At 46.5% G+C, this 21,882-nt stretch carries 12 protein-coding genes; 9 read left to right on the top strand and 3 right to left on the bottom strand.

Annotated elements, in window-relative coordinates:
* The first annotated feature begins 52 nt into the window (after window positions 1–52).
* Window positions 53–1,345 (top strand): tyrosine--tRNA ligase, encoded by a 1,293-nt coding sequence (gene tyrS / locus DW083_RS02960; protein WP_122331374.1) that lies wholly within the window; start codon window positions 53–55, stop codon window positions 1,343–1,345.
* A gap of 323 nt (window positions 1,346–1,668) precedes the next feature.
* Window positions 1,669–6,636 carry a family 78 glycoside hydrolase catalytic domain gene (locus DW083_RS22460; protein ID WP_233551716.1) on the top strand — a complete coding sequence of 1,656 codons (4,968 nt, stop codon included), beginning with the start codon at window positions 1,669–1,671 and terminating at the stop codon, window positions 6,634–6,636.
* A gap of 349 nt (window positions 6,637–6,985) precedes the next feature.
* Here DW083_RS22460 and DW083_RS23475 read toward each other — a convergent pair whose 3' ends face one another.
* Window positions 6,986–10,144, bottom strand: a complete 3,159-nt coding sequence (locus tag DW083_RS23475) for a DUF6383 domain-containing protein (protein WP_147382080.1) — start codon at window positions 10,142–10,144, stop codon at window positions 6,986–6,988.
* A 1,788-nt stretch (window positions 10,145–11,932) separates the two neighbouring features.
* On the opposite strand from DW083_RS23475, the gene DW083_RS02935 reads away from it, so the two are divergent.
* The 7 genes from DW083_RS02935 (at window position 11,933) to DW083_RS02905 (ending at window position 20,342) form a co-directional block, all read left to right on the top strand.
* Window positions 11,933–12,334 (top strand): hypothetical protein, encoded by a 402-nt coding sequence (locus DW083_RS02935; RefSeq protein ID WP_122331372.1) that lies wholly within the window; start codon window positions 11,933–11,935, stop codon window positions 12,332–12,334.
* Between the two features lie 88 nt (window positions 12,335–12,422).
* Complete coding sequence (locus tag DW083_RS02930; protein ID WP_122331371.1) at window positions 12,423–13,334, top strand: Rpn family recombination-promoting nuclease/putative transposase; 912 nt, start codon at window positions 12,423–12,425, stop codon at window positions 13,332–13,334.
* 325 nt (window positions 13,335–13,659) lie between these two features.
* Window positions 13,660–16,899: a DUF2723 domain-containing protein gene (locus DW083_RS02925; RefSeq protein ID WP_122331370.1), complete on the top strand. Its 3,240-nt coding sequence runs from the start codon at window positions 13,660–13,662 to the stop codon at window positions 16,897–16,899.
* Window positions 16,900–16,901: 2 nt separating this feature from the next.
* On the top strand, window positions 16,902–17,513 hold the full coding sequence (locus DW083_RS02920) for a polysaccharide deacetylase family protein (protein WP_122331369.1): 612 nt from the start codon (window positions 16,902–16,904) through the stop codon (window positions 17,511–17,513).
* Between the two features lie 76 nt (window positions 17,514–17,589).
* A complete protein-coding gene (locus DW083_RS02915) occupies window positions 17,590–17,892 on the top strand; it encodes a GIY-YIG nuclease family protein (RefSeq protein ID WP_255419772.1) in 303 nt (100 codons plus the stop codon).
* A 364-nt stretch (window positions 17,893–18,256) separates the two neighbouring features.
* On the top strand, window positions 18,257–19,510 hold the full coding sequence (locus DW083_RS02910; RefSeq protein WP_233551734.1) for a S28 family serine protease: 1,254 nt from the start codon (window positions 18,257–18,259) through the stop codon (window positions 19,508–19,510).
* Window positions 19,511–19,625: 115 nt separating this feature from the next.
* On the top strand, window positions 19,626–20,342 hold the full coding sequence (locus DW083_RS02905; RefSeq protein ID WP_122331424.1) for a DUF5036 family protein: 717 nt from the start codon (window positions 19,626–19,628) through the stop codon (window positions 20,340–20,342).
* Here the strand turns inward: DW083_RS02905 and DW083_RS02900 are convergent, their stop codons facing one another.
* The gene (locus DW083_RS02900) at window positions 20,343–20,792 is read right to left on the bottom strand and encodes a YqaA family protein (RefSeq protein WP_115498555.1); all 450 of its coding nucleotides are present in this window, start codon (window positions 20,790–20,792) and stop codon (window positions 20,343–20,345) included.
* Entirely contained in the window at window positions 20,777–21,790 is a 1,014-nt protein-coding gene (locus tag DW083_RS02895) for a hypothetical protein (protein ID WP_122331366.1), read from the bottom strand. Before DW083_RS02895 ends, DW083_RS02900 begins: the two co-directional genes overlap by 16 nt.
* Window positions 21,791–21,882: the final 92 nt, after the last annotated feature.

Here is a 21,882-nt window from a genome sequence, read left to right as displayed (position 1 = left end):
ATTATAAAGTCGTACCTTTGCCGCCATTCAATTAATACTATAATCTAAAACGATGAATTTTGTTGAAGAATTAACATGGAGGGGCATGATTGCTGATATGATGCCCGGAACAGAAGAACAGTTGCAAAAAGAGATGACTTCTGCTTATGTAGGTATCGACCCGACGGCTGATTCATTGCATATCGGTCACCTGGTGTCGGTTATGATGCTGAAACATCTCCAGCGTGCAGGACACCGTCCGATTGCCCTGGTCGGTGGAGCTACCGGTATGATCGGCGACCCTTCAATGAAGTCGGCTGAACGTAACCTGCTCGATGAAGCGACGCTTCGTCATAACCAGGATAGCATTAAGAAGCAGTTGGCTAAGTTTCTGGATTTCGATTCGGACGCGCCTAATGCTGCGAAGTTGGTAAACAACTACGACTGGATGAAGGATTATTCTTTCCTGAACTTTATCCGTGATATCGGTAAGCATATTACCGTTAACTATATGATGGCTAAGGAATCCGTTAAAAAACGTCTGAGCCGCGAATCGTCTGTCGGCATGTCGTTCACGGAGTTCTCTTACCAGCTGTTGCAGGGATACGACTATATGTACCTGTTCGAACACGAAGGCTGCCGCCTGCAGATGGGAGGAACAGACCAGTGGGGTAACATCACGACCGGTACGGAGTTGATCCGTCGTAAGTTAGGCGGTGAAGCGTTTGCCCTGACCTGCCCGTTGATTACGAAAGCCGACGGTGGCAAGTTCGGTAAGACCGAGTCCGGAAACGTATGGCTGGACCGTCGTTATACCTCTCCTTACAAATTCTATCAGTTCTGGCTGAACGTAAGCGATGCTGATGCTGCCAAATACATCAAAATATTTACCGATCTGCCTAAGGATGAAATCGAGGCCCTGATCAAAGAGCAGGAAGAAGCTCCGCATCTCCGTCCGTTGCAGAAACGTCTGGCAAAGGAAGTGACTGTCATGGTTCATTCCCAGGAAGATTACGATGCTGCGGTTGAGGCTTCCAATATCCTGTTCGGAAACTCTACTTCGGAAGCTTTGAAACATTTGGACGAACAGACCTTGTTGGATGTGTTCAACGGTGTTCCCCAGTTTGAGGTTTCACGCGACGAACTGAGCGCCGGCGTGAAAGCGATCGACCTGTTCACCGAAAAAGCTGCTATTTTCCCTTCTAAGGGTGAAATGCGCAAGCTGGTTCAGAGCGGTGGCGTCAGTGTAAATAAGGAAAAGTTGGCAGACCAGGATATGGTGATCGACTGCTCTTCTCTGCTGGATGAGAAATATTTATTGGTTCAGAGAGGTAAGAAGAACTACTATTTGCTGATTGCAAAGTAAGATTTTCGTGCGAAAACGCTTGCAAGGTAAGATTTTATTCTTACCTTTGCATCGCTTTAAATAAAGCGCCGGATTGTCTCATGGTGTAATGGTAGCACTACAGTTTTTGGTTCTGTCTGTCGAGGTTCGAATCCTCGTGAGACAACACACAGAAAGAAAAAGGTTTGGAACGGAAGTTCGAACCTTTTTTCTTTTCTGGCAACAGGAATGCCTTTCCTGTATCATTTCTGCATATTTAATTCCCAAATTTGTAAGTAACAGATGGATAGATATCGATATATTTGTACGATTGATATCGTGAACACTCCGTTAATCTTAATGTTATGAAGTATTTTTGTCTGCTACTCTCTTTCCTTTTAGGATTTGCCGCTTCTGTTTCCGGGCAGGAAAGAATGTCCGTCTGTAATCTTCGGTGTGAATATCTGGAAGAGCCGATTGCGGTAGAGAATGAAAAGCCTTTGCTGGGCTGGCAGTTGCAGTCGTCGGAACAGACAAAAAACCAGACAGCCTATCGTATCCTGGTGGCAAGTTCCCCATCGCTACTTACGGATAAGCAAGCCGACTTCTGGGATTCCGGGAAAGTGATTTCTTCATCTTCCAATCAGATCGAGTATAAGGGTAAACCTCTTGAATCGAGGCAGACGCTTTACTGGAAAGTAATGGTTTGGGATGAGAAAGAGAAACCATCTTCGTGGAGCGGTACGGGGAAATGGACGATGGGGCTGTTGAAACCTTCCGACTGGAAAGCTCGTTGGATCGGAAGTCAGGAAGACCGCTACCCTGATTCGACTTTGACTTATCCCGCCCCCTATATCCGTAAAGGATTCCGAATCAGCAAGCCGGTCAAACAGGCAAAAGTCTATATCTGTGGATTGGGGTTCTATGAGATGTATCTCAATGGAACAAAAGTGGGAGATCAGGTATTGGCTCCCGCCGTTACCAACTATGATCGCCGTCCGCTAAAGAAGATGCTTTATTTCTTTGACGACCAGTCTGCACAGCGGGTTCTTTATAATACATTCGATGTTACTTCTTTGTTGCAGAAAGAAGACAATACGGTCGGTGTCCTGTTGGGAAACGGGTGGTATAACCAGCGTGACCGGACGGTGGAAGGCTGTATGTGGTACGATACGCCTCGTTTATTATGCCAGTTGGAAATAGAATATGCCGATGGCTCGACGGAAATGATTGGCTCGGATGGTAGCTGGAAAACAACTGCCGGCCCTTTATTGCATGATGCCATATTTACCGGCGAAGTGTATGATGCCCGCCTGGAACTCGATGGCTGGAACCGGAACGGATATGATGATTCTTCCTGGAAGAATGTTCTTATAATGAGAGCGCCGACAGATCGTTTACATGCCCAGCTTGCCCCTTATGACAGAGTTGTCAGGACGTTGAAACCGGTGCGTTGGAAACAGAAAACCGATTCCACTTATTGGTTTGTCTTTCCGGAAATGGTTTCCGGTTGGGCGCAGATTAATGTGGAGGGGAATGCCGGCGATCAGGTCAAGCTCCGTTTTGTAGGAGAAGAGAATGATGATTTTGGACAAGTGGACTCCTATACCTTGCGGGGGAACCGGAAAGAACAATGGGAACCGCGTTTTACCTGGCATACTTTCCGCTATATCGAAGTTACATCCCGCCGGGTCAAGATAGATGAAAACAGTCTGATTGCGAAGGTTGTACATACGGATGCGAAGCCTGCCGGTAGTTTCAGTTGCTCGAATGAGCTGTTCAACAAGATAAACGAAGTCTATCTGCGGACGCAGACGAATAACTTTCATGGCAGTATCAGCAGTGATTGCCCGCACCGGGAACGTCTGGCTTATACCGGAGATGCACAAGTGGTCGTGGAAAGTTCCCTTCTTTCGTTCGATATGACTCAATTCTATCGGAAATGGTTTGACGATATGGAAGATGCCCGGAACAGAAAGAGTGGCTATGTCCCGCATACCGCTCCGTTTGGAGGCGGTGGCGGTGGTCCGGCATGGGGCTCGGCCTATGTGATTATGCCTTGGGCTTATTATTGCTATTACGGTGACACTGCTTTGCTAAGCCGGCATTATAGAGGAATGAAACAATGGGTATCTTATCTCGGCACACGAACGGATGAGCGGGGAATCGTCGTCCGGGAAGAGCCGGACGGCTGGTGCTTGGGGGATTGGTGTGCGCCGGGGAAAAAGATGGAACTTCCGGAAGCCCTGGTTAATACGGCTTACTATTATCATTCGGCATCCTTGATGTCGAATGTGGCGGCAGCTTTAGGAAAAGGAGAAGACAAACAAGATTTTGACCGGCTGTGTACGAAGATTAAACAAGATTTTAATGCCGTCTTTTTCAATCCCGTGACCAATCATTATTGGGAAGGCAGACAGGGGGCAGATGTCTTTCCGCTGGCTTTCGGGATGGTCCCGGAAGAGAAGAAGGAGGCTGTGTTCAACGCCTTGCTTGCCCATCTGGAAAGTATCGGGAATCACTTCGATACGGGAATTATGGCGACTCCTTTATTGTTGCAGGTCCTGACAGATAACGGGCGTAGCGATATCGCGTTCCGGTTGATGAACCAGCGGGATATACCGGGATTCGGTTATGTGATGGACGACCGTTACTCTTGCCTGTGGGAACGGTGGGAAGGAAAAGCCTCCCGTTGCCATCCTATGTTCGGAAGCGTAGTAGCCTGGTTCTATAATACGCTTGCCGGCATCCGTTATGATGAAACGAAGCCGGGGATGAAGCATATTATTATAGCTCCCCAACCTGCAGGCGATCTTACTTATTGCCGGGGCACATATCAATCCCTTTATGGACAGGTCTGTTCCGACTGGCGGATCCAGGAGGGGAAATTTGAATTGACGGTCGAAGTGCCGGTGAATGCAACTGCAACAGTTATCCTTCCCGATGGAAAGAAATATCCGGATGTCGGAGCGGGAGTCCATCGGTTTACGGCTTTTGGCTATGCAGTGGATAATAATGGTGTGCGGGAAGTGGCTCCCGATGCCTCTCTTCTGGCCCGTAAATGGGATGCTAACTGGATATCCTGTCCACAGGTTTCTCTTTATGATTATGGGGTTTATCATTTCCGGAAGAGCTTCCAGCTGGATAGTAAACCGGAATCCTTTGTGATAAATGTCTCGGCGGACAACCGTTACCGGCTTTTTGTGAACGGGACGCCTGTCTGCTATGGACCGGCGCGTGGAGATTTGAACCACTGGTATTTTGAAACGGTAGATATCTCTTCTCTGTTGAAAGAAGGAAAAAATACGCTTGCCGCGATTGTCTGGAATGCTGGACGTTATACGCCGGGAGCGCAGATGACGTTGAAGACCGGTCTGATTGTGCAGGGAAATACAGCCCGTGAAGCGGTTGTCAATACCGGTCGGGGCTGGAAAGTCTATCAGAATCCGGCCTATGCCCCTTCTGTTGAGAACCGGCAGGATGTGGGTTGCGCCGATATTGTGGATGCCTCTTTATATCCTTGGAATTGGGAAACGGCGGACTATGATGACAGTGCATGGAAAGAGGTTGTGTCGTTGGGACGCGGGCAGCCTTACGGGGTCGGGACCGGGTATGACTGGGTGTTGTGCCGGCGCGATATCCCTCTGATGGAAGACTCCTTGGTGCGGATGCAGACAATCCGGCGTTCGGAAGGATTGACTGTTTCTTCTGCATTTCTAAAGGGAAACGCCCCGATGACGGTTCCGGCCAACCGGAAAGTCACGCTGCTGATCGACCAGTCCTATCTGACGAATGCTTATCCGGAACTGAAAGTGTCGGGAGGCAAGGGCAGCGAGATACGGATGCGGTATAGCGAAGCTTTGTATAAGGACGGGCAGAAAGGAAACCGCAACGATATAGAAGGGCGCGAGGTAGGCGGATTTACGGATAAATTCTATCCCGATGGAGGACGCGACCGGGTGTTCCGTCCGTTGTGGTTCCGTACCTACCGTTACCTGCAAGTCGAAATCGAGACGAAAGGGGAACCACTTACGTTATTGGATCTTTATGGAATGTACACCGCCTATCCGTTCAAGGAGAATGGCAGCTTCAGTAGTGACCAGCCGGATTTGCAAAAGATATGGGAGGTCGGTTGGCGTACAGCCCGGTTGTGTGCGAACGAGACCTATTACGACTGTCCGTATTACGAACAACTGCAATATGTGGGTGATACGCGCATCCAGGCATTGATTTCCCTCTATGTGGATGGTGACGACCGGTTGATGCGGAAGGCAATCAAGATGTTCGACTATTCCCGTTCGTATGAGGGGATTACGACCAGCCGCTATCCGAGCCGGGTGCCGCAATACATCCCGCCTTTCTCGCTCTATTGGATTAATATGGTGCACGATTACTGGATGTACAGGGATGATCCTGCTTTTGTGAAAAACTGTATGCCGGGTGTCAAGAGCGTGTTAGAATGGTTTACAAGCAAGATCGATCCGGAGACGGGTATCCTGGGACCGGTGCCTCACTGGAACTTCATCGACTGGCCGAAACAGTGGCCCTGGAACAATGACCAACCGCTTGGCGGGACTCATAAAGCTGCTATGACAGGTGGTTCTTCCATTCTTTCCCTTCAACTGGCTTATACCTTGAAGGATGCGATCGAGTTGCTGAAAGAATTTGGCGAAACCGATTTGGCCCGTTCTTACGAAAAAGTCTATCAATCCTTATGCCGTCATACTTGGGATAAATGTTGGAATGAAGGAAAACAGATGCTTGCGGATGATCCGGATGAAGCAAGTTACAGCCAGCACGCCAATATCATGGGCATACTTTCGGATGCCGTCCCGCAGGAGAAGCAACAAGCGCTGTTCAATAAGCTGAATACGGACCCTTCTTTGATACAGGCGACTTTCTATTATCGCTTTTACCTGTTCCGTGCTCTGAAAAAGGTCGGATTGGCAGACCACTACACGGAAATGTTGAAACCCTGGCAGGATATGCTGGCAATCGGATTGACTACGTTTGCGGAAAACCCGGAACCGACCCGTTCGGACTGTCATGCCTGGAGCGCAAGCCCTGTCTATGATTTCCTGGCTACCGTCTGTGGTGTGGAGCCGGCCGAACCGGGATTCCGCTCGGTGCGTGTCGCCCCTCATTTGGGATCGTTGAAGCAAATCGAAGGAAAAATCCCTCATCCGGCAGGCATCATCGAAGTCAGTTTGAAGAAGAGCGGAAAAGGACTTTCCGGTACGGTCACTTTGCCGGCCTCCCTGACCGGGACATTCGTCTGGGGCGGACAGGAGATAAAACTTGCCGGTGGTAAGAATGAAGTGAAGACTCAATGACCGGTTCGGTTTTCCTTACTGTGACATACAGCGCGCCAAACACAGGGACAAAGAAGCGGCAACCCTATAAAACGACAAAGTCCCGGAAGTGTTACCATCTTCCGGGACTAATCTTTTGTATGCTTTCGTCCTTCACAGGGCTACCGGCTACATTGAACTTTTAATTCAATTACTTTAGTATTATTAATATTAAACTTGACCGCTTGTTCGCCTGTCACAGGGTAATTGGTGTTGATTGGGATAAACGGATATTCATCCGTAATGTAGAGACGGACGGCCGTCCGTCTCTACGCGCATCCCGCACAACCCCGCGCAATCTATTTAGAATTATTTGATTATAAATTCATTCTTATTTTACGATAGCCTTTACAGCATCTTCGCCTTCGATAGCAACTACGACTACGCCCTGAGGTGCAGCGATTGTTGCGTTGTCAGAAGAAAGAACTGTGTTAGCAACTGTCTGGCCTAAGATGTTCGTGATAACAACCTTCTTGCCCTGTGCACCGATGATCTGAACACCGCCGTTAGCAGCGATAACTGTTACGCCTTCAGCGTTGATCGTTTCGTTACCTGTTGCAGCTTCGTCTTCCGGAGTTACGTCAAGAACGTTTACGACAACTGCGTCTTCTTTCGGACCCATTGCCAATACACCGTTGATGTTGTGAACATAGTTCTTACCGTTGTTATTCTGGCATACGATGTTGTATTCGTTATCTGCATCTTTGCTTGCAAATTCGAAGCTGAACTGGAAGTTCTTAACACCAGCCTTAACTGCATGTTTCAAACCGTCCTTAGATGTACCATCACCAGCAGCAACAGTGTCGATCTTAGCTACAGCATCCATAGTCGGAACTAACAATGTATCCTGAGCCATGATAGAAGCAGTGCGGAACATTACGCGGTTTGCACCTGCACCATAGACATACGGAAGTTCTTTGTTTGCATCCTTTACATCAGCAGAGTCTACAGAGTTCCACATATACAGTCTGCTTGCAGCCACTTCTTCTGTTTCTTTTACACCCTTCGTGATGTAGTAAGTGTAAGGAGCTGCATTTTCATAATGAGCTGTATCCAACCAGAAGATAAAGTCTAAGTTGTCATAAGCATCAGCCTTCAAATCACCTTCACGGACAGCAATACCCTGGTTCTTAGCATTAACGGCAGCATAGTCACCGTTGATGGCCTGGATGCGTACGTGTTTCGGCAGAGATTTGTAAGAAGCAGGAGCAGACTGCGGTTTAACGATGAACATGTCGTTACGTTCGTCCAAGTCCATAGCAGAGATAGTCTTGTACTGAGTACTGATAACCATTTTAGTAGCAGCGTCTAAACCGTCAGCCAAAACATAAGTAGAATCAGTATCGACAGCGATCATATAGAACTTAGTGATAGCTGCAGGAGCAATGTTGGATTCGTGGATGAAGCGATAGTTACCGTCTTTCTTTACTAAGTAAGTTGAGTCGGCATCATTGTAGATCGTGTAAGATACATTTATCAAGTCTTCGTTTGCACCATATTCAGTTTCTGCACTCGGAGTCAAAGTAAACAGCATTTCGCCTTCAGCAATCTTCAAGCTGGAGTCTTTTACCATTACGATCGTCTGTCCTGCAAGCATTTCAGCAGCAGAAGTGATGGTGAACTTGTTGTTCTTTGCATCGTTAGCTGTGATATATTTGAAGCCGATATAAGCGTTGTCTTCGTCTACGTCGTCAGCGGCTACTAATTGGATAGTGTCACCATTGATTGTATAGATATTATTATCTTTGTCGACTACATTAGTTACACCATACCAGTTATCAACACTTTCATTATCTGTTGCGCCAGCACGATTAGAGATAACATAGTTACCCTTTGTTGTTCCTGCTGTTTTCTCTACAATAAACTGTGCATACGGATTAAAGGCTTGCTCTTTCTGAACACGTTTTGCAGCATTCACCACACTCAGATCATAGAAAGTACCATAATATTTGTTATCATCGGCTTTCATCATATCTTTGATATAATAGAGACCCTCAGTGATTACAGCATTGCCACCATCAGCAGGGGCAGTAGCAAACGGCTGGATCAACGGAGCGATGAAATCAGAAGCCAAAGTAGCTTCTGCTGTTGAAACAGGAGCAGGAGTCAAAACATAAGTGGAACTCAATTTCTTAATTGACAATTGACCACCTTTGTTAGCAGCAGATTCATACTGAGTGACATCCATAGCCGTTACACCGTCTGCAAAGTTCTTTCCATTTACAAATTTGTCCGTAGTAACAGTAGGAAGAGCATTGCCTCCAGTTGAAGCCTTTACAATAGCCAACCCCTTGATAGCAGCAAGATAATTTTGGGCAGTTGCTTTTGCTGCCTTGTTTGCATCTCCTGTAAGAGTTGCAATATATTCGTTAGCTTTATCTACTAATGCTTTACCTGAAACAGGAGTTGTTCCGCCTGAAGCCAGATAAGTATAAGCACTTCCATCTGATTCAAAATTGGATTCTGCAAATGTTGCTTTATCTGCAGGAGGATTACTTGCGAATCCGCCAATAAAACTAACAACAGCCTTTTCTAAGTTGTCCATTGCTGTTGAACCTGTACCATAACCACTATTTGTATTTATTGCGCCTAAAGTAGTAGTCACAGGAATTGAAGCAGGACGAGCCAAAGCGGTCAGAACTAAGGAGTCTTTTGCTATATGGTAAACCCCTTTGAAACCAGCAGCAAGCGGACTACGCTTAGCAACAGTAGAACGAGTTTTCAAATTATCAGCAGTAATAGCCGTTAAATTGTTACTTGCGTCAAAGATCGGCTCCCAACCCAGTGTATCAATTACCAACTTATTCAAGGTCTCTTCTGTATTATAACAGTTATTATCAACAACCAGGAAGAACTTCTTTTTCTGGTCTTTTGCAGTCAAGTCGTTATTACCAGCCAATACTTCTTTTCCATTCCACAAGAAGAAAGCTGTTTCACTTCCTGCATTTACAGCTGCGATCGCATTAGCTCCTGCTGTATAAGTAGAAGTACCAAAAGGTAATGCCTGCCATTTTTGGTTTTTCAATGCATTTGTTTCACTGGCAGAAACATCCTTTCCGTTATTGAAAAACAACTTACCTTCATAAGTACTCATCAGATCATTAAAGCTGGCAGCAGTCAGCTCAATAGTATACTGACTCATGTCTTCTACACCAACTAAAGCTCCATCAGTCGGAATAGAAGGTGATGTAACATCATAGACAGCAGACTTCAATTTTAAATCTTTTGTGAAATAAAATACGGAGTCACCTTTTTCTGTTCCAAAACTTTTTACGGCATACAAACCGTTAGCATCAGTCCATGCCCAAGTCGTATTCCCAGTTGTAGATTTTGAAATAGCGGCAGTTCCATTGGTTACATGACCAACAGCATCAGTCAGCAAATCAACAGTTAAAGCTTGTCCCGCTTTGTTTGTAAAAGAATAAGTTACACTTTGCCCAGTTACACTCGTTGAAGAATTAACTGTTACTTTCCACAGTGCATTATTCAACTTTTTTAAAGAAGTACCTGCGGCAAGCTTATTACTAGAGATTAAAGTTGAATAATCAATAACCTCCAATTTGCGAGTAGCCGGATCTACAGACAGAACCTTGTCACTACTATTGTCAAATTTCAACAATGTGTATTCACCTGTTTTAATAGAACCAGGACCGGCGGTCACTGATGCCATTGCATTGAAGGAGAACCCACCGGCCACCAGGGTGGCAGCCAAAAGAGTAGAAAATCTCTTGTTCATAATCATTAATAATTAATTGTTAATAAAATAGTGTTTAAAAATCCAACAACTAATTTCACGAAGGGGGTGAGAACACCCCCGCGAATGATTATGAACGGGCATAAAAAAACGCGAGCGTGTTATCTATTATCAATTCGAAGGCTCTAGCAAAGCCCGTCAAGTAATAATAGAACAACAGCTCGCGCCTTATACGATATAAAACAATCCTCCCATAAAAATGGCAGGTGAAGTTATACGTAGTCAGCGCAAGCATTTACTGTCTATTATCCCACTTGACTTAATAATTTGCTAGATTTTCGAATTGGAATAATCTTCGTAAAATGCTTACAATATGTAATTGATCCCGCGCTCCGTAGGCCGCTGCCCACTACGGAATCGTTGCAAAGGTAAATAGGTTTTCCGAATCAACAAGGGAAAACGCCCATAATTTTCCAAAACAGATGGGTTACAGGACAAAACAATACCGTTTATGCAACATAATCCCCAGGTTTTGGGAATAAAAATGATGATTTATCGGTCCAAAATACGGCAGTTCCTTTGCGATCCCGCGTCGGAGCGCGGGAACGGGATGGTTCATTATTTCTTACGTTTTGGACCTTTTGTAAATTGGGAAATATACAATAACCCCCTGTTTCGACTGTTTTTCTATTTCGTCCGAAATCATGATCGATTTTGGATTGACTCTTTTCACTGTTTTAACCTGCTCGGATGACAACAAACGAAATGAGGTGCCGAGCCCATACCGAAAAGCGTACAATTTGATTGCCGAAAGACGGAAACGCCGGCAAAGTGATAAACCTTAACTCCCGGAGAATCGAATATTTGCGGACGAAGACGGAGGCGTTCCAAATATCCCAAGGAAATTTGGGGGGGTATGTTGCCGTAAGGTGCGCAGAAAATAGCCTTAAAGTAACGCTTCGTCGCTCTGAAGGTTGACTTCGTGCTATATGAAGTCTGACTTCGGGGCAACAAAGTTCCGGGTCAGAGCGATAAAGTCCCTCTTCGCAGCGATAAGATGCCGGATCATAGGAAAAAGCTCCTTTTTGACGGCTGAAAAGTGGATTGGCATTTGTTTGAATTAGGGTGCCTTTCGAGCTCAAAAAATGCGTTTTATACAATAAGCCCCCTGCCGCAGGCTCTCTTTTGCCGTTTCGTTTCAACGAACGGTTTTAGAGCTTAGAGGCAGAGCTTCTTCCTCTGTGGGCTTCAGCCCCTTTAATAGAGATTGCTTGTAGATATTTGAAAGGGGTTGAAACCCACAGAGGAATCCGGCAAAGCCGGGAACTTATCAACCCGTTGATTGAAATCAACGGCAAAAGAGAGCCTGCGGCAGGGGGGCTTATTGTATAAAACAGATTTTTCAAGTCCAAGAGACATCCGAAACAAAACAAATGTTAATCCGCTTTTTTGACCTCAAAAAGGGCCTTTTTCGCCTTTTTCGAGCATTTTCAACAATTACGACCGTCCTCTTTGCCATTACGACCGTGCTAATGTGTAGTGCACTCGGCACCTCGCGAAGATTAGCACGGTCGTAATGGCGATTTGAACGGTCGTAATTGGAAAGAGGACCGTTTTCAGGGCAAAAAAGCACCTGAATTTCCTTGCGATATTTGGAACGCCGTCCGTTTTATTTTCAAATATTCGATTCTCCGGGAGTTAAGGTTTATCACTTTGACGGCGTTTCCGGTTTTCGGTAATCAGATTGCACACTTTTGGGAACGGACTGCGCACCTCTTTTTTTCTATTGTCAGAAAAGGGGGATTAAATCGTGAAAAAAGTCAATCCAAAATCGATCAAGATTTCGGACGAAATAGAAAAACAGTCGAAACAGGGGGTTATTGTAATTTGTCAGGTTTGCAGAAGATTCAAAACTTGACAGATTTGAAGCAAATCGGATTGCATGGGCATGGAATTTCGAATGGATGGGCATGGAAACACCAATAAAAATAATTTCATTTTTATTCACTCTATATGCAATATTTGTCTACCTTTGCCAAAGAAGTGTTAATAGTAATAACTAAAACAATTAATTATGGACAAATTTATCAATCCCTTCTCGGATTTTGGCTGGAAGAAAATTTTCGGCAGTGAAGTAAGCAAAGATCTTATTATCAGCTTTTTAAATGAAGTCATCCAACAGGAAGTGATTGTCGACATCACATTCCGGAATGTTGAGATGCTCGGTTTGAAACAGGATCAGCGACGCGCCGTTTTCGATATCTTCTGCGAAAACGAAAAAGGGGAAGTCTTCATTTGCGAGATGCAGAAAAGCCGTCAGAAGTATTTTTCCGACAGGGTGTTGTATTATGCTTCGTTCGCCATTCAGCAACAGTCTATGATTGTAAAGGAAAAGTTAGAAAAAGAACCGGACGAAAATATCCGCAAGCGGTGGAACTATCAGATCAATAAAGTCTACGTTGTCTGTGTCTTGAATTATATCATGGATCCGTCCCGTCCGGAGAAATACCGCTGGGACATTGTACGCATGGACCGGGAGCTGAAAATTCCTTTCAGCGAAACACTGAATGAAATCTATCTTGAAATGCCAAAATTTGTATTACCTTTGCATGAGTGCGACACGCTTTATAAGAAGTGGTTATACGTTTTAAATAACATCGAGATCATGGAACGATTACCCCAAGAACTGAACAATCAGATATTCCGCAAGCTTAAAAGCATTGTGGAGGTAGAGCGCATGACCCCCGACCAACGCCTGGAATATGAATTGAGCCTCTCCGTCGAGCGCGACCTTTCTGCAGCACTCGACACGAGTTTTGAAGATGGGATGGAGAAAGGAATAGAAAAAGGCAAAGCGGAAGGTTTAGCAGAAGGCAAAATCGAAGAACAACGTTTTATTGCTACCAATTTAAAAAAACAGGGGATCAATATTGAAACGATTGCGCAATGTACCGGTTTGTCGGTAGAGGAAATTAACGGATTGTGATTTATCAATGCTAACCAATTGAATCAGCCGGGTTGCTGCTTGTTTGATAACCCGGCTGATTTTCTTATATCTTAAATATGATTACAATAACACAATATGGATTCGAATTATGACAGCCATGTCAGTATCCTGTCATCCAAATGTCGGCAAATCTTCAGATTTTATTCTGTTATTCAGGCAATTCTTTAATATATTTCTAATCTCTTCCACACAATTTATAGCGTATCAGGGCGTTGGTATTAAACGTAAATGCTTACCTTTGCGGCCGACTGTCCGTGTGAGGATACAGAATTAAGACAATTAATTATTACACTTTATACAAAGTATGGGAAAGTATAAATTGATCAACAACGTGTTGGGCTGGATTGTTTTTGCAATCGCTTCAACCGTCTATTTGATGACTATCGAACCCACTGCCAGCTTCTGGGATTGTGGTGAGTTCATTTCTTCAGCCTACAAGCTGGAAGTAGGGCATCCGCCCGGAGCGCCGTTCTTTATGTTGACGGCCAATCTGTTTACACAACTCGCATCCGACTCTGCCACAGTTGCAAAGATGGTAAATTCGATGTCTGCTTTGTTTAGCGGGCTGACTATCCTGTTCCTTTTCTGGAGTATCACCCATCTTGCCCGCAAGATCATGGTGAAAGACGGCGAAGAAGCCTCTTTGGGACAGATGATCACTATCATGGGTAGCGGTCTGGTCGGTGCATTGGCTTATACTTTCAGCGATACCTTCTGGTTCAGTGCTGTGGAAGGAGAGGTTTATGCCTACTCGTCCCTCTTCACGGCAGTCGTTTTCTGGCTGATTTTGAAGTGGGAGGCCGTAGCCGACAAACCGCATGCAGACCGCTGGATCGTGTTGATCGCTTACCTGATGGGGTTGAGTATCGGCGTCCACTTGCTGAACTTGCTGTGTATCCCGGCTATCGTGTTGGTATATTACTATAAGAAATTCCCGAATCCGACCATGAAGGGGACGCTTGTCGCCCTGCTGGTTTCCTTTGCTATCGTTGCCCTGATGATGTATGGGGTGGTGCAGGGACTGGTCGAGGTTTGCGGTTATTTCGAACTGTTGTTCGTCAACGTATTAGGTATGCCTTATAATTCCGGAGTATTCGCTTATGTGATTATAGTGGCCGGCGTCTTGATCTGGTCTATCTGGGAAACGATGCGCGATGAGGTTCATCCGACACGGATGAAGATTGCCTTTATCCTGTCGATCGTACTGATCGGTATTCCGTTTATCGGTAGCGGGTATGTGCTGGCTGTTATTCTGACGGCAGCCTTGAGCCTTTATCTGTTCTGGAGCAAAAAGGTTGATATCAAGACGTTGAATACGATCCTGGTTTGCCTGATGGTAGTCGTTGTCGGTTATTCTTCGTATGCACTGACACTGATCCGTGCGACAGCCGACACGCCGATGAACCAGAACGCACCGAGCGACATCTTCACGCTGCGTACTTATCTGGCACGTGAACAATACGGTAAGACACCGCTTATCTACGGACAGACATATGTTTCCGAAGTACAACGTGAGAACCAGGGAGGCAATTGCGTCCCCGTTACGACGGAAGGCGAACCGACCTGGAGCCGTGTAGTCAAGAAAGACAAGAACGAGAAAGACCGTTACTACGTTTCCCGTCGCGATCAGGATTATAAATATGTAGACGAGCTGAATATGCTCTTCCCGCGTATGTTCAGTACCGATGCGCGCCATATCGAGGCCTATAAGGAATGGGCGCAGGTGAAAGGCCAGCCGGTGAAGTATAACTATTGCGGCGAGATCAAGAGCGTGATGAAACCGACGTTTGCGGAAAACTTGCGTTACTTCTTCTCCTACCAGCTGAATTTTATGTACTGGCGCTACTTCATGTGGAACTTCTCCGGCCGTCAGAACGACATCCAGGGAAATGGGGAAGTGCTGAACGGTAACTGGATCACCGGTATTCCGTTTATCGACGAGGTATTGGTCGGCCCGCAGGAGGATATGCCGTACGATATTATCAATAACAAAGGACATAACGTCTATTATATGCTGCCTCTGCTGTTGGGTATTCTGGGCCTGTTGTTCCAGGCTTATTCCGGACAGAAGGGTATCCAGAGTTTCTGGGTTACATTCTTCCTGTTCTTTATGACAGGTCTGGCCATTGTGCTCTATCTGAACCAGACGCCCTACCAGCCGCGTGAACGAGACTATGCGTATGCCGGTTCGTTCTATGCCTTCTGTATCTGGATCGGGTTTGGTGTCGCGGCCTTAGCAAAAGGGCTGGAACGCTACGGCAAGCTGAATCCGGTAATTGCTGGCTCGGTGGCGACTGTGCTCTGTCTGTTCGTGCCTGTCCAGATGGCCAGTCAGACTTGGGACGACCACGACCGTTCAGGCCGTTATGTCTGCCGTGATTTCGGGTCAAACTATCTGGAATCATGCGAGCCGAACGCCGTGATCTTTACGAATGGCGATAACGATACCTTCCCGCTGTGGTATGCCCAGGAGGTCGAAGGAGTCCGTACCGACGTCCGTGTATGTAACACCAGCTACCTGCAAACAGACTGGTATATCGACCAGATGAAGAAACAGGCTTACGAGTCCGCTCCGCTGCCGATCACCTGGACACGCGACCAGTATATCCAGGGAACGCGCGATGCAGCCTATGTATTCCCGCTGACAAAAGACTCGATCGACCTGAATGTGGCGTTGAACTTTGTCCGTAGCGATGATCCGAAATTCAAGAAGATTCCGGGCATCAACCAGGAACTGGATTATATCCCGGCCGACAGACTTTATTATAAGGTCGATTCGGTTGCCGGAGCCAAAGTGTTGGGTGGTAATACGGATGGAATGGTCAGCCAGATGATGATCGACCTGAGAGGCAAGAACGCCTTGGGCAAACAGGAACTGACGATCCTCGATATGTTGCAGACCAATAACTTCGAACGTCCGATCTATTATGCCATCACGGTTAATTCCGACCAGTTCATCAAATTGGACGGCTATTTCGAACAGACCGGTCTGGCTTATCAGATCGTTCCGAAGGAAGCCAACAAAGCGGTCAATACCGACAAGATGTATGACAACGTGATGAACAAATTCAAATGGGGCGGCGTAGACAAACCGGGCGTTTACATCGACGAGAACGTCATGCGTATGTGTAAAAGCTACCGTACGATGTTGTTCAACAAACTGGCGGAAGCGTTGGTGAGAGAAGGCAAGAACGACAAGGCACTGGCCGTACTGGACAAGTCCATGCAGGTATTGCCGCCGGAAAATGTCCCGTTGGATTATTCGGCCATTTCAACCGGAGAGTTGTATTATGTGTTGGGGCAGAAGGAGAAGGCAGAAGAAGTCTTTACTGCCATTGCCGATAATGCGATGCGCAACCTCAACTGGTTCTATCGCTTGAGTCCGGCGCAGATGGCTTCGATAGAATCAGAGCTGTATTACAGTCTGTATACACTTAATCAGGTATTGTTAATTAGCAAACATTATAACCCCGAATTCGGTAAGAAATACCAGGAAGAGTTTGACAACTACCGTATGGCTTACGAGTCGGTGCGCAAAGAATAGATATGTTTATAGAACAACCGCCCTGGTTCTACAGGGTCCTGTTTCCAGGGGTAATCTGGAGGATTCCGGCTAAGAAGAAGTGTGTATATCTCACCTTCGACGATGGCCCTATCCCCGAGATTACCCCTTGGGTATTGGATATACTCGATAAATATGGCGTGAAAGCCACCTTTTTCTGCGTAGGAGACAACGTCCGGAAGTATCCGGAGACCTACCAGATGGTGCTCGACCGGGGACACCGTGTCGGTAACCACACGTTCAACCATATCCAGGGGATACGGTTCTGGACAAAGAATTATCTGGCGAATGTCGAGAAGGCTGCCGAGTACATCAAGAGTAACCTTTTCCGTCCGCCCCACGGCCATATGCGCTTTCCGCAGGTGGTCTTTCTCAGGAAGCACTACCGGATTATCATGTGGGACGTCGTGACACGCGACTACAGTCCGCACATGACGCCGAACGGAGTCTTCAACGTCGTCAAAAACTACACGCGCAACGGCTCCGTCATCGTCTTCCACGATTCGCTGAAAGCCGAAAGCAACATGCGCGAAGCCATGCCCCGCGCCATCGAGTGGTTGCAGGAGCAGGGATATGAGTTCAAGTTGTTTGAATAGGACATCCTCATAAATACAGATAATAAGATTGCTCTTGTGTCATGGCGGGCTTGACCCGCCACCTCATACTAACATAATGGTTAAAAACATACATCAGTATTGGGTATATATGCTCACCAATGTACACGGAAATGTTCTCTATACGGGTGTAACCAATAATTTGGAACGTCGGATGCAAGAACACAGAAGTGGATTAATCTCTGGCTTTACCAGTAAATATAAATGCTCAAAGCTTGTTTATTTTGAAGAGTTTAATAAAATAGAAGAAGCTATTGCTCGAGAGAAACAATTGAAGAATTGGAAAAGAGAATGGAAAAACGTTCTTGTAATAAGTATGAATCCTGAATGGAAAGATTTATCTTTGGATTGGGATATATGAATTGGTATATAGTGGTATGTCAAGAGTAATCATCAACGCTTTAGCATGTCATTGTGGATATATCAAAAGTAAGTTCTAACGCTTTAGCGTGTCATGAAGATATGTCAAAAGTTTCATTTATAGTGTCTCTGTCCTGGCGGGCTTGACCCGCCATCTCATACTAATCATTGTAATCAATCCAGTATGAGATTGCGGGTCAAGCCCGCAATGACACGCTAAAGCGTTAGGACTTATTTGGATACACTCTCCAGGACACAGACGCTATGAGTGCAGTTCTTGAGGTAAGTTCGATATAATTGTAACAAATAACTTTAAAAGATTAAATACCATGAAACGTCTATTGAAAAGCATTACATTCCTATTGATGTTGTGCATCGCCTTTGCCGGCAGTGCACAGGAATTACAGGAAAAACTGGCTGGCCTGAAAGGTATCAGCGGCATCGAAAAACTGGAATCGGACTATTACGCCGAGAAATATGTCGTCCGCATTACCCAACCGGTCGATCATAAGAACCCTGCTGCCGGGACATTCACCCAGCGCGTGATCGTCGCCCATGTAGGTTTCGACCGTCCCACGATATTGGTGACCGAAGGCTATGGCGCTGCTTACGCCCTCAATCCCCGCTACCAGGAAGAGCTGTCGAAGCTGCTCGACGCCAATATGGTCTTTGTGGAATACCGTTATTTTCTGGAATCCACCCCGGAACCCTGTAACTGGGATTACCTGACAGCCGAGAACTCAGCTTATGATCTCCATAACGTCAATCGGACCTTCCGCCAGCTCTACACCAGCAAGTGGGTCAGCACCGGCATCAGCAAAGGTGGGCAGACCACTTGCCTGTATCGCGCCTATTTCCCTGACGATGTCGATTTCTCCGTCCCTTATGTCGCTCCCTTGAACCGGGGTGTTGAAGACGGCCGTCACGAACCGTTCCTGCGTAAAGTCGGTACGAAGAAAGACCGCCGGAAGATCGAAGCGTTCCAAGCCGAAATCCTGAAGCGTAAAGCCGAAATCGTCCCGATGTTGGAGACTTTCTGTCGCGATAAAAAGCTGGAGTTTCGCATTCCGATGGCCGAAGTGCTGGACTATTGTGTGCTCGAATACCCGTTTGCCCTCTGGCAGTGGGGAACGCCGACCAACGTTATTCCGCCCCTTTCTTCTGACACAAAAACATTGTTTTACCACTTAGCAGACATCAGCGGCCCCGATTATTTTGCCGAGGACCAGCCGAACATCTCCTTTTTCGTCCAGGCAGCCCGCGAATTGGGCTATTATGGCTACGACACAAAGCCGTTCCGGAAATACCTGACCATCGACAGCAGTCGTGGTTACCTGAACCGTATCATGCTACCCCGTGAATTGGTCGACCGCGTAGAATACCGTCCGGAGCTCTATCATAAAGTCTACGATTTCCTGAAAAACAATGATCCGAAAATGATATTCATCTACGGTGAAGTGGACCCTTGGAGCGCGACCCGTGTCCCCACCTTCAAAGGCAAGGTGAACGAGCAAATCTACATCCAGCCCGGAGGCAGCCACCGTTCCCGCATCAGCAACATGCCGGAAGAGATGAAAGAAAAAATATTGACACAGATCAATAAGTGGTTGGCGGAATAACAGATATCTTTATTCTTTTTTGCTTAGAAACCGCTTGATTTCGGAATAATATGGATACATTTGTGAACCTATTTTTCTCACTTGTAAAACGGATTTTAATTAAAAAAAGAAAATGATGAAAAAGAATCTATTATTTCAGTTCTTGTTAGTGGCGTTCCTGCTTCCGGCTTTCTCTTGTTCGGATGACGATTCCACACTGGAAATCAATAACGCGACCACTTTGAACATGCTCGATGCGGAGAACGGCACGACCCGTTTGGGAAATTCAGACATTTACATCAATGCTGCAAACAATTTCCAGACAAACAGATGTCTGATTGCCGAAATCGGTACGTCGAAAGGATTGGGAAAAGTCGTTCCTCCCAAGGTCGGCGACGGGTTGGTCTCTCAGGTCGCCGTAGCGCCGGGCCATCTCTACCAGGCTTTCGTGGAAGAAGCTGTAATGCAGTTCCCGTCGGGGAAGTTCGCGTTAGCGCTGGCCGGAGACTACTATCAGTTCTATGTCGATTCGGAGATCATGAAAGAGGAAAAAAGAATAGGCGCTGTCGTGCGGTTTGCCTTGATCAATCCCGAGGCGGACGGTTTGCCTGCCTACGACAGCATGATCGGGACGGTACGCAACGGTTATGGAGAGGAAATCGTCTATGAGTTTCCCAAGAACACAGAGTTTTACTACGACAGCAGTCTGGAAGAGATCTTCCAGATTTCGACCAATGGCGGTATTTTGAAGATGAGCCTGTGGGTCTCGTGGGGCGATAATCTCAGGGGCAACTACGTCATCTATGCCCGGCATAACGAGGTATATACGAAAGTATATGTCAGAGTGGAATAATCAGAACATTCCCTGTACCTTGTAAACAAATTCCATCCAAACCCAATATCGGATCGCCTTTCCGAGGAACATCGAGATCGCGACGATCCAGATATTGGCACGGAGGAAACCGAGCGCTACGGCGATGAAATCACCGATGCCGGGAAGGAAAACAAAGAAGCCCATCCAAGAGCCTTTCCCTTTTATCCAGTCCTGGACCTTTTGGAGTTTCACGGCATCCAGCTTCAGATATTTCTCTATCCATTCGACTTTCCCTAACATACCTAACCAATAACAACTCATGCCTCCCAGGAAGTTACCTAATGTCGCGGCAATCATACAAGGCCAATAGGCCGAACCTGCCAGTAGTACGCCGGTCAGAACCACCTCGCTGCTGAATGGCAGGATGGTAGCGGCCAGGAATGAGGCGATAAACACGCCGATATATCCGTATTCTATAAGAAATTCCATAAACGAATGAATAAGGTGGCAATCAGTAATACCACAGTTGCATAAAACGACCAGAAAACAATCCGCCTTCGCGTTACCGTAAAGAAGTGGGCAATCAGGATGGAAGCAGGTACACAAGCCGTTTCCAGAAATTCTTCCGAGACTTGCTCATAGAGGAAATAAAGGCTGAAAGCCCATACCGACATCGCAATCAGAAACGCAAGAAACTGGCGTGAACGCAGTGAGTCCTCCGTATCGTGCATGACAATATTCAGAGACGCGACAATTGTCAGGAAAGCGATTGCAATGATACTGATCCAGTCAACCAGCACAATGCCGTCCGTAGCCAACAGGTGCATCTTGAAAAGCGTATGGAAAGGAATGGTGAACGGCGTAAAATCCCGTTGCCATACGCACCAGCCCAGCAGGAACCAATACACGGTGGCGACACCGAGCAGAGATGCCATAAATGTACGTGGCGTCAGCGAACGGAAGTTGTACATCCCGAGCCAAAACAGGGGCAGGAACCAGAGCAGGTGAATCCAGAGCAGGCTTCCGATACCGATCAACAGGGCAGCACTGTAGGCTTTTTCCCTCGCTTCCGGATCGTGGTAGGAGGTGAATAGCTGGTAAATCGCCAGAATCAGGCAGAAAACGCCGACCGACGTAGATTTCAGCGGGAAGAAATCCGGGTTCGTACTGATGAATAAGATATAAAACAGGAACGGCAACATCGTCTTTTCCCTGATCAATACCAAGACATAATTGGCGCGATGCAACAGGAAAGCACCTCCTGCCATCAGTACCATCCCGATGATATAGGTAAATTCTTTGCCGGGCAATGCCTGGCAGATAGCGTACCAAAGAGGAGTAGCCGAAACCTCGCCATAGACGGGATAGCCTACGGAATACAGATAACTCACCACCCAGCAGACCATACACGCCAGCAGAACCGGAATAAAGGTCTGCGGCGCGGAAAAATCAAACCGGCGGGTAAATTTATTGTATGCTACTCTCATGTTAGTTGAAATTAGATAGATGATGATTTAGCGGAGACTCGCGGAGGCCTCGTAGGGGCGGTTCGCGAACCGCCCAAATAGCGACGTTGTCT

Source organism: Parabacteroides sp. AF48-14, from assembly GCF_003477465.1.
Lineage (GTDB): Bacteria > Bacteroidota > Bacteroidia > Bacteroidales > Tannerellaceae > Parabacteroides > Parabacteroides acidifaciens.
The sequence above is the reverse complement of the archived record's forward strand: the minus strand, read 5'-3'. Positions and strand labels throughout refer to the sequence as shown.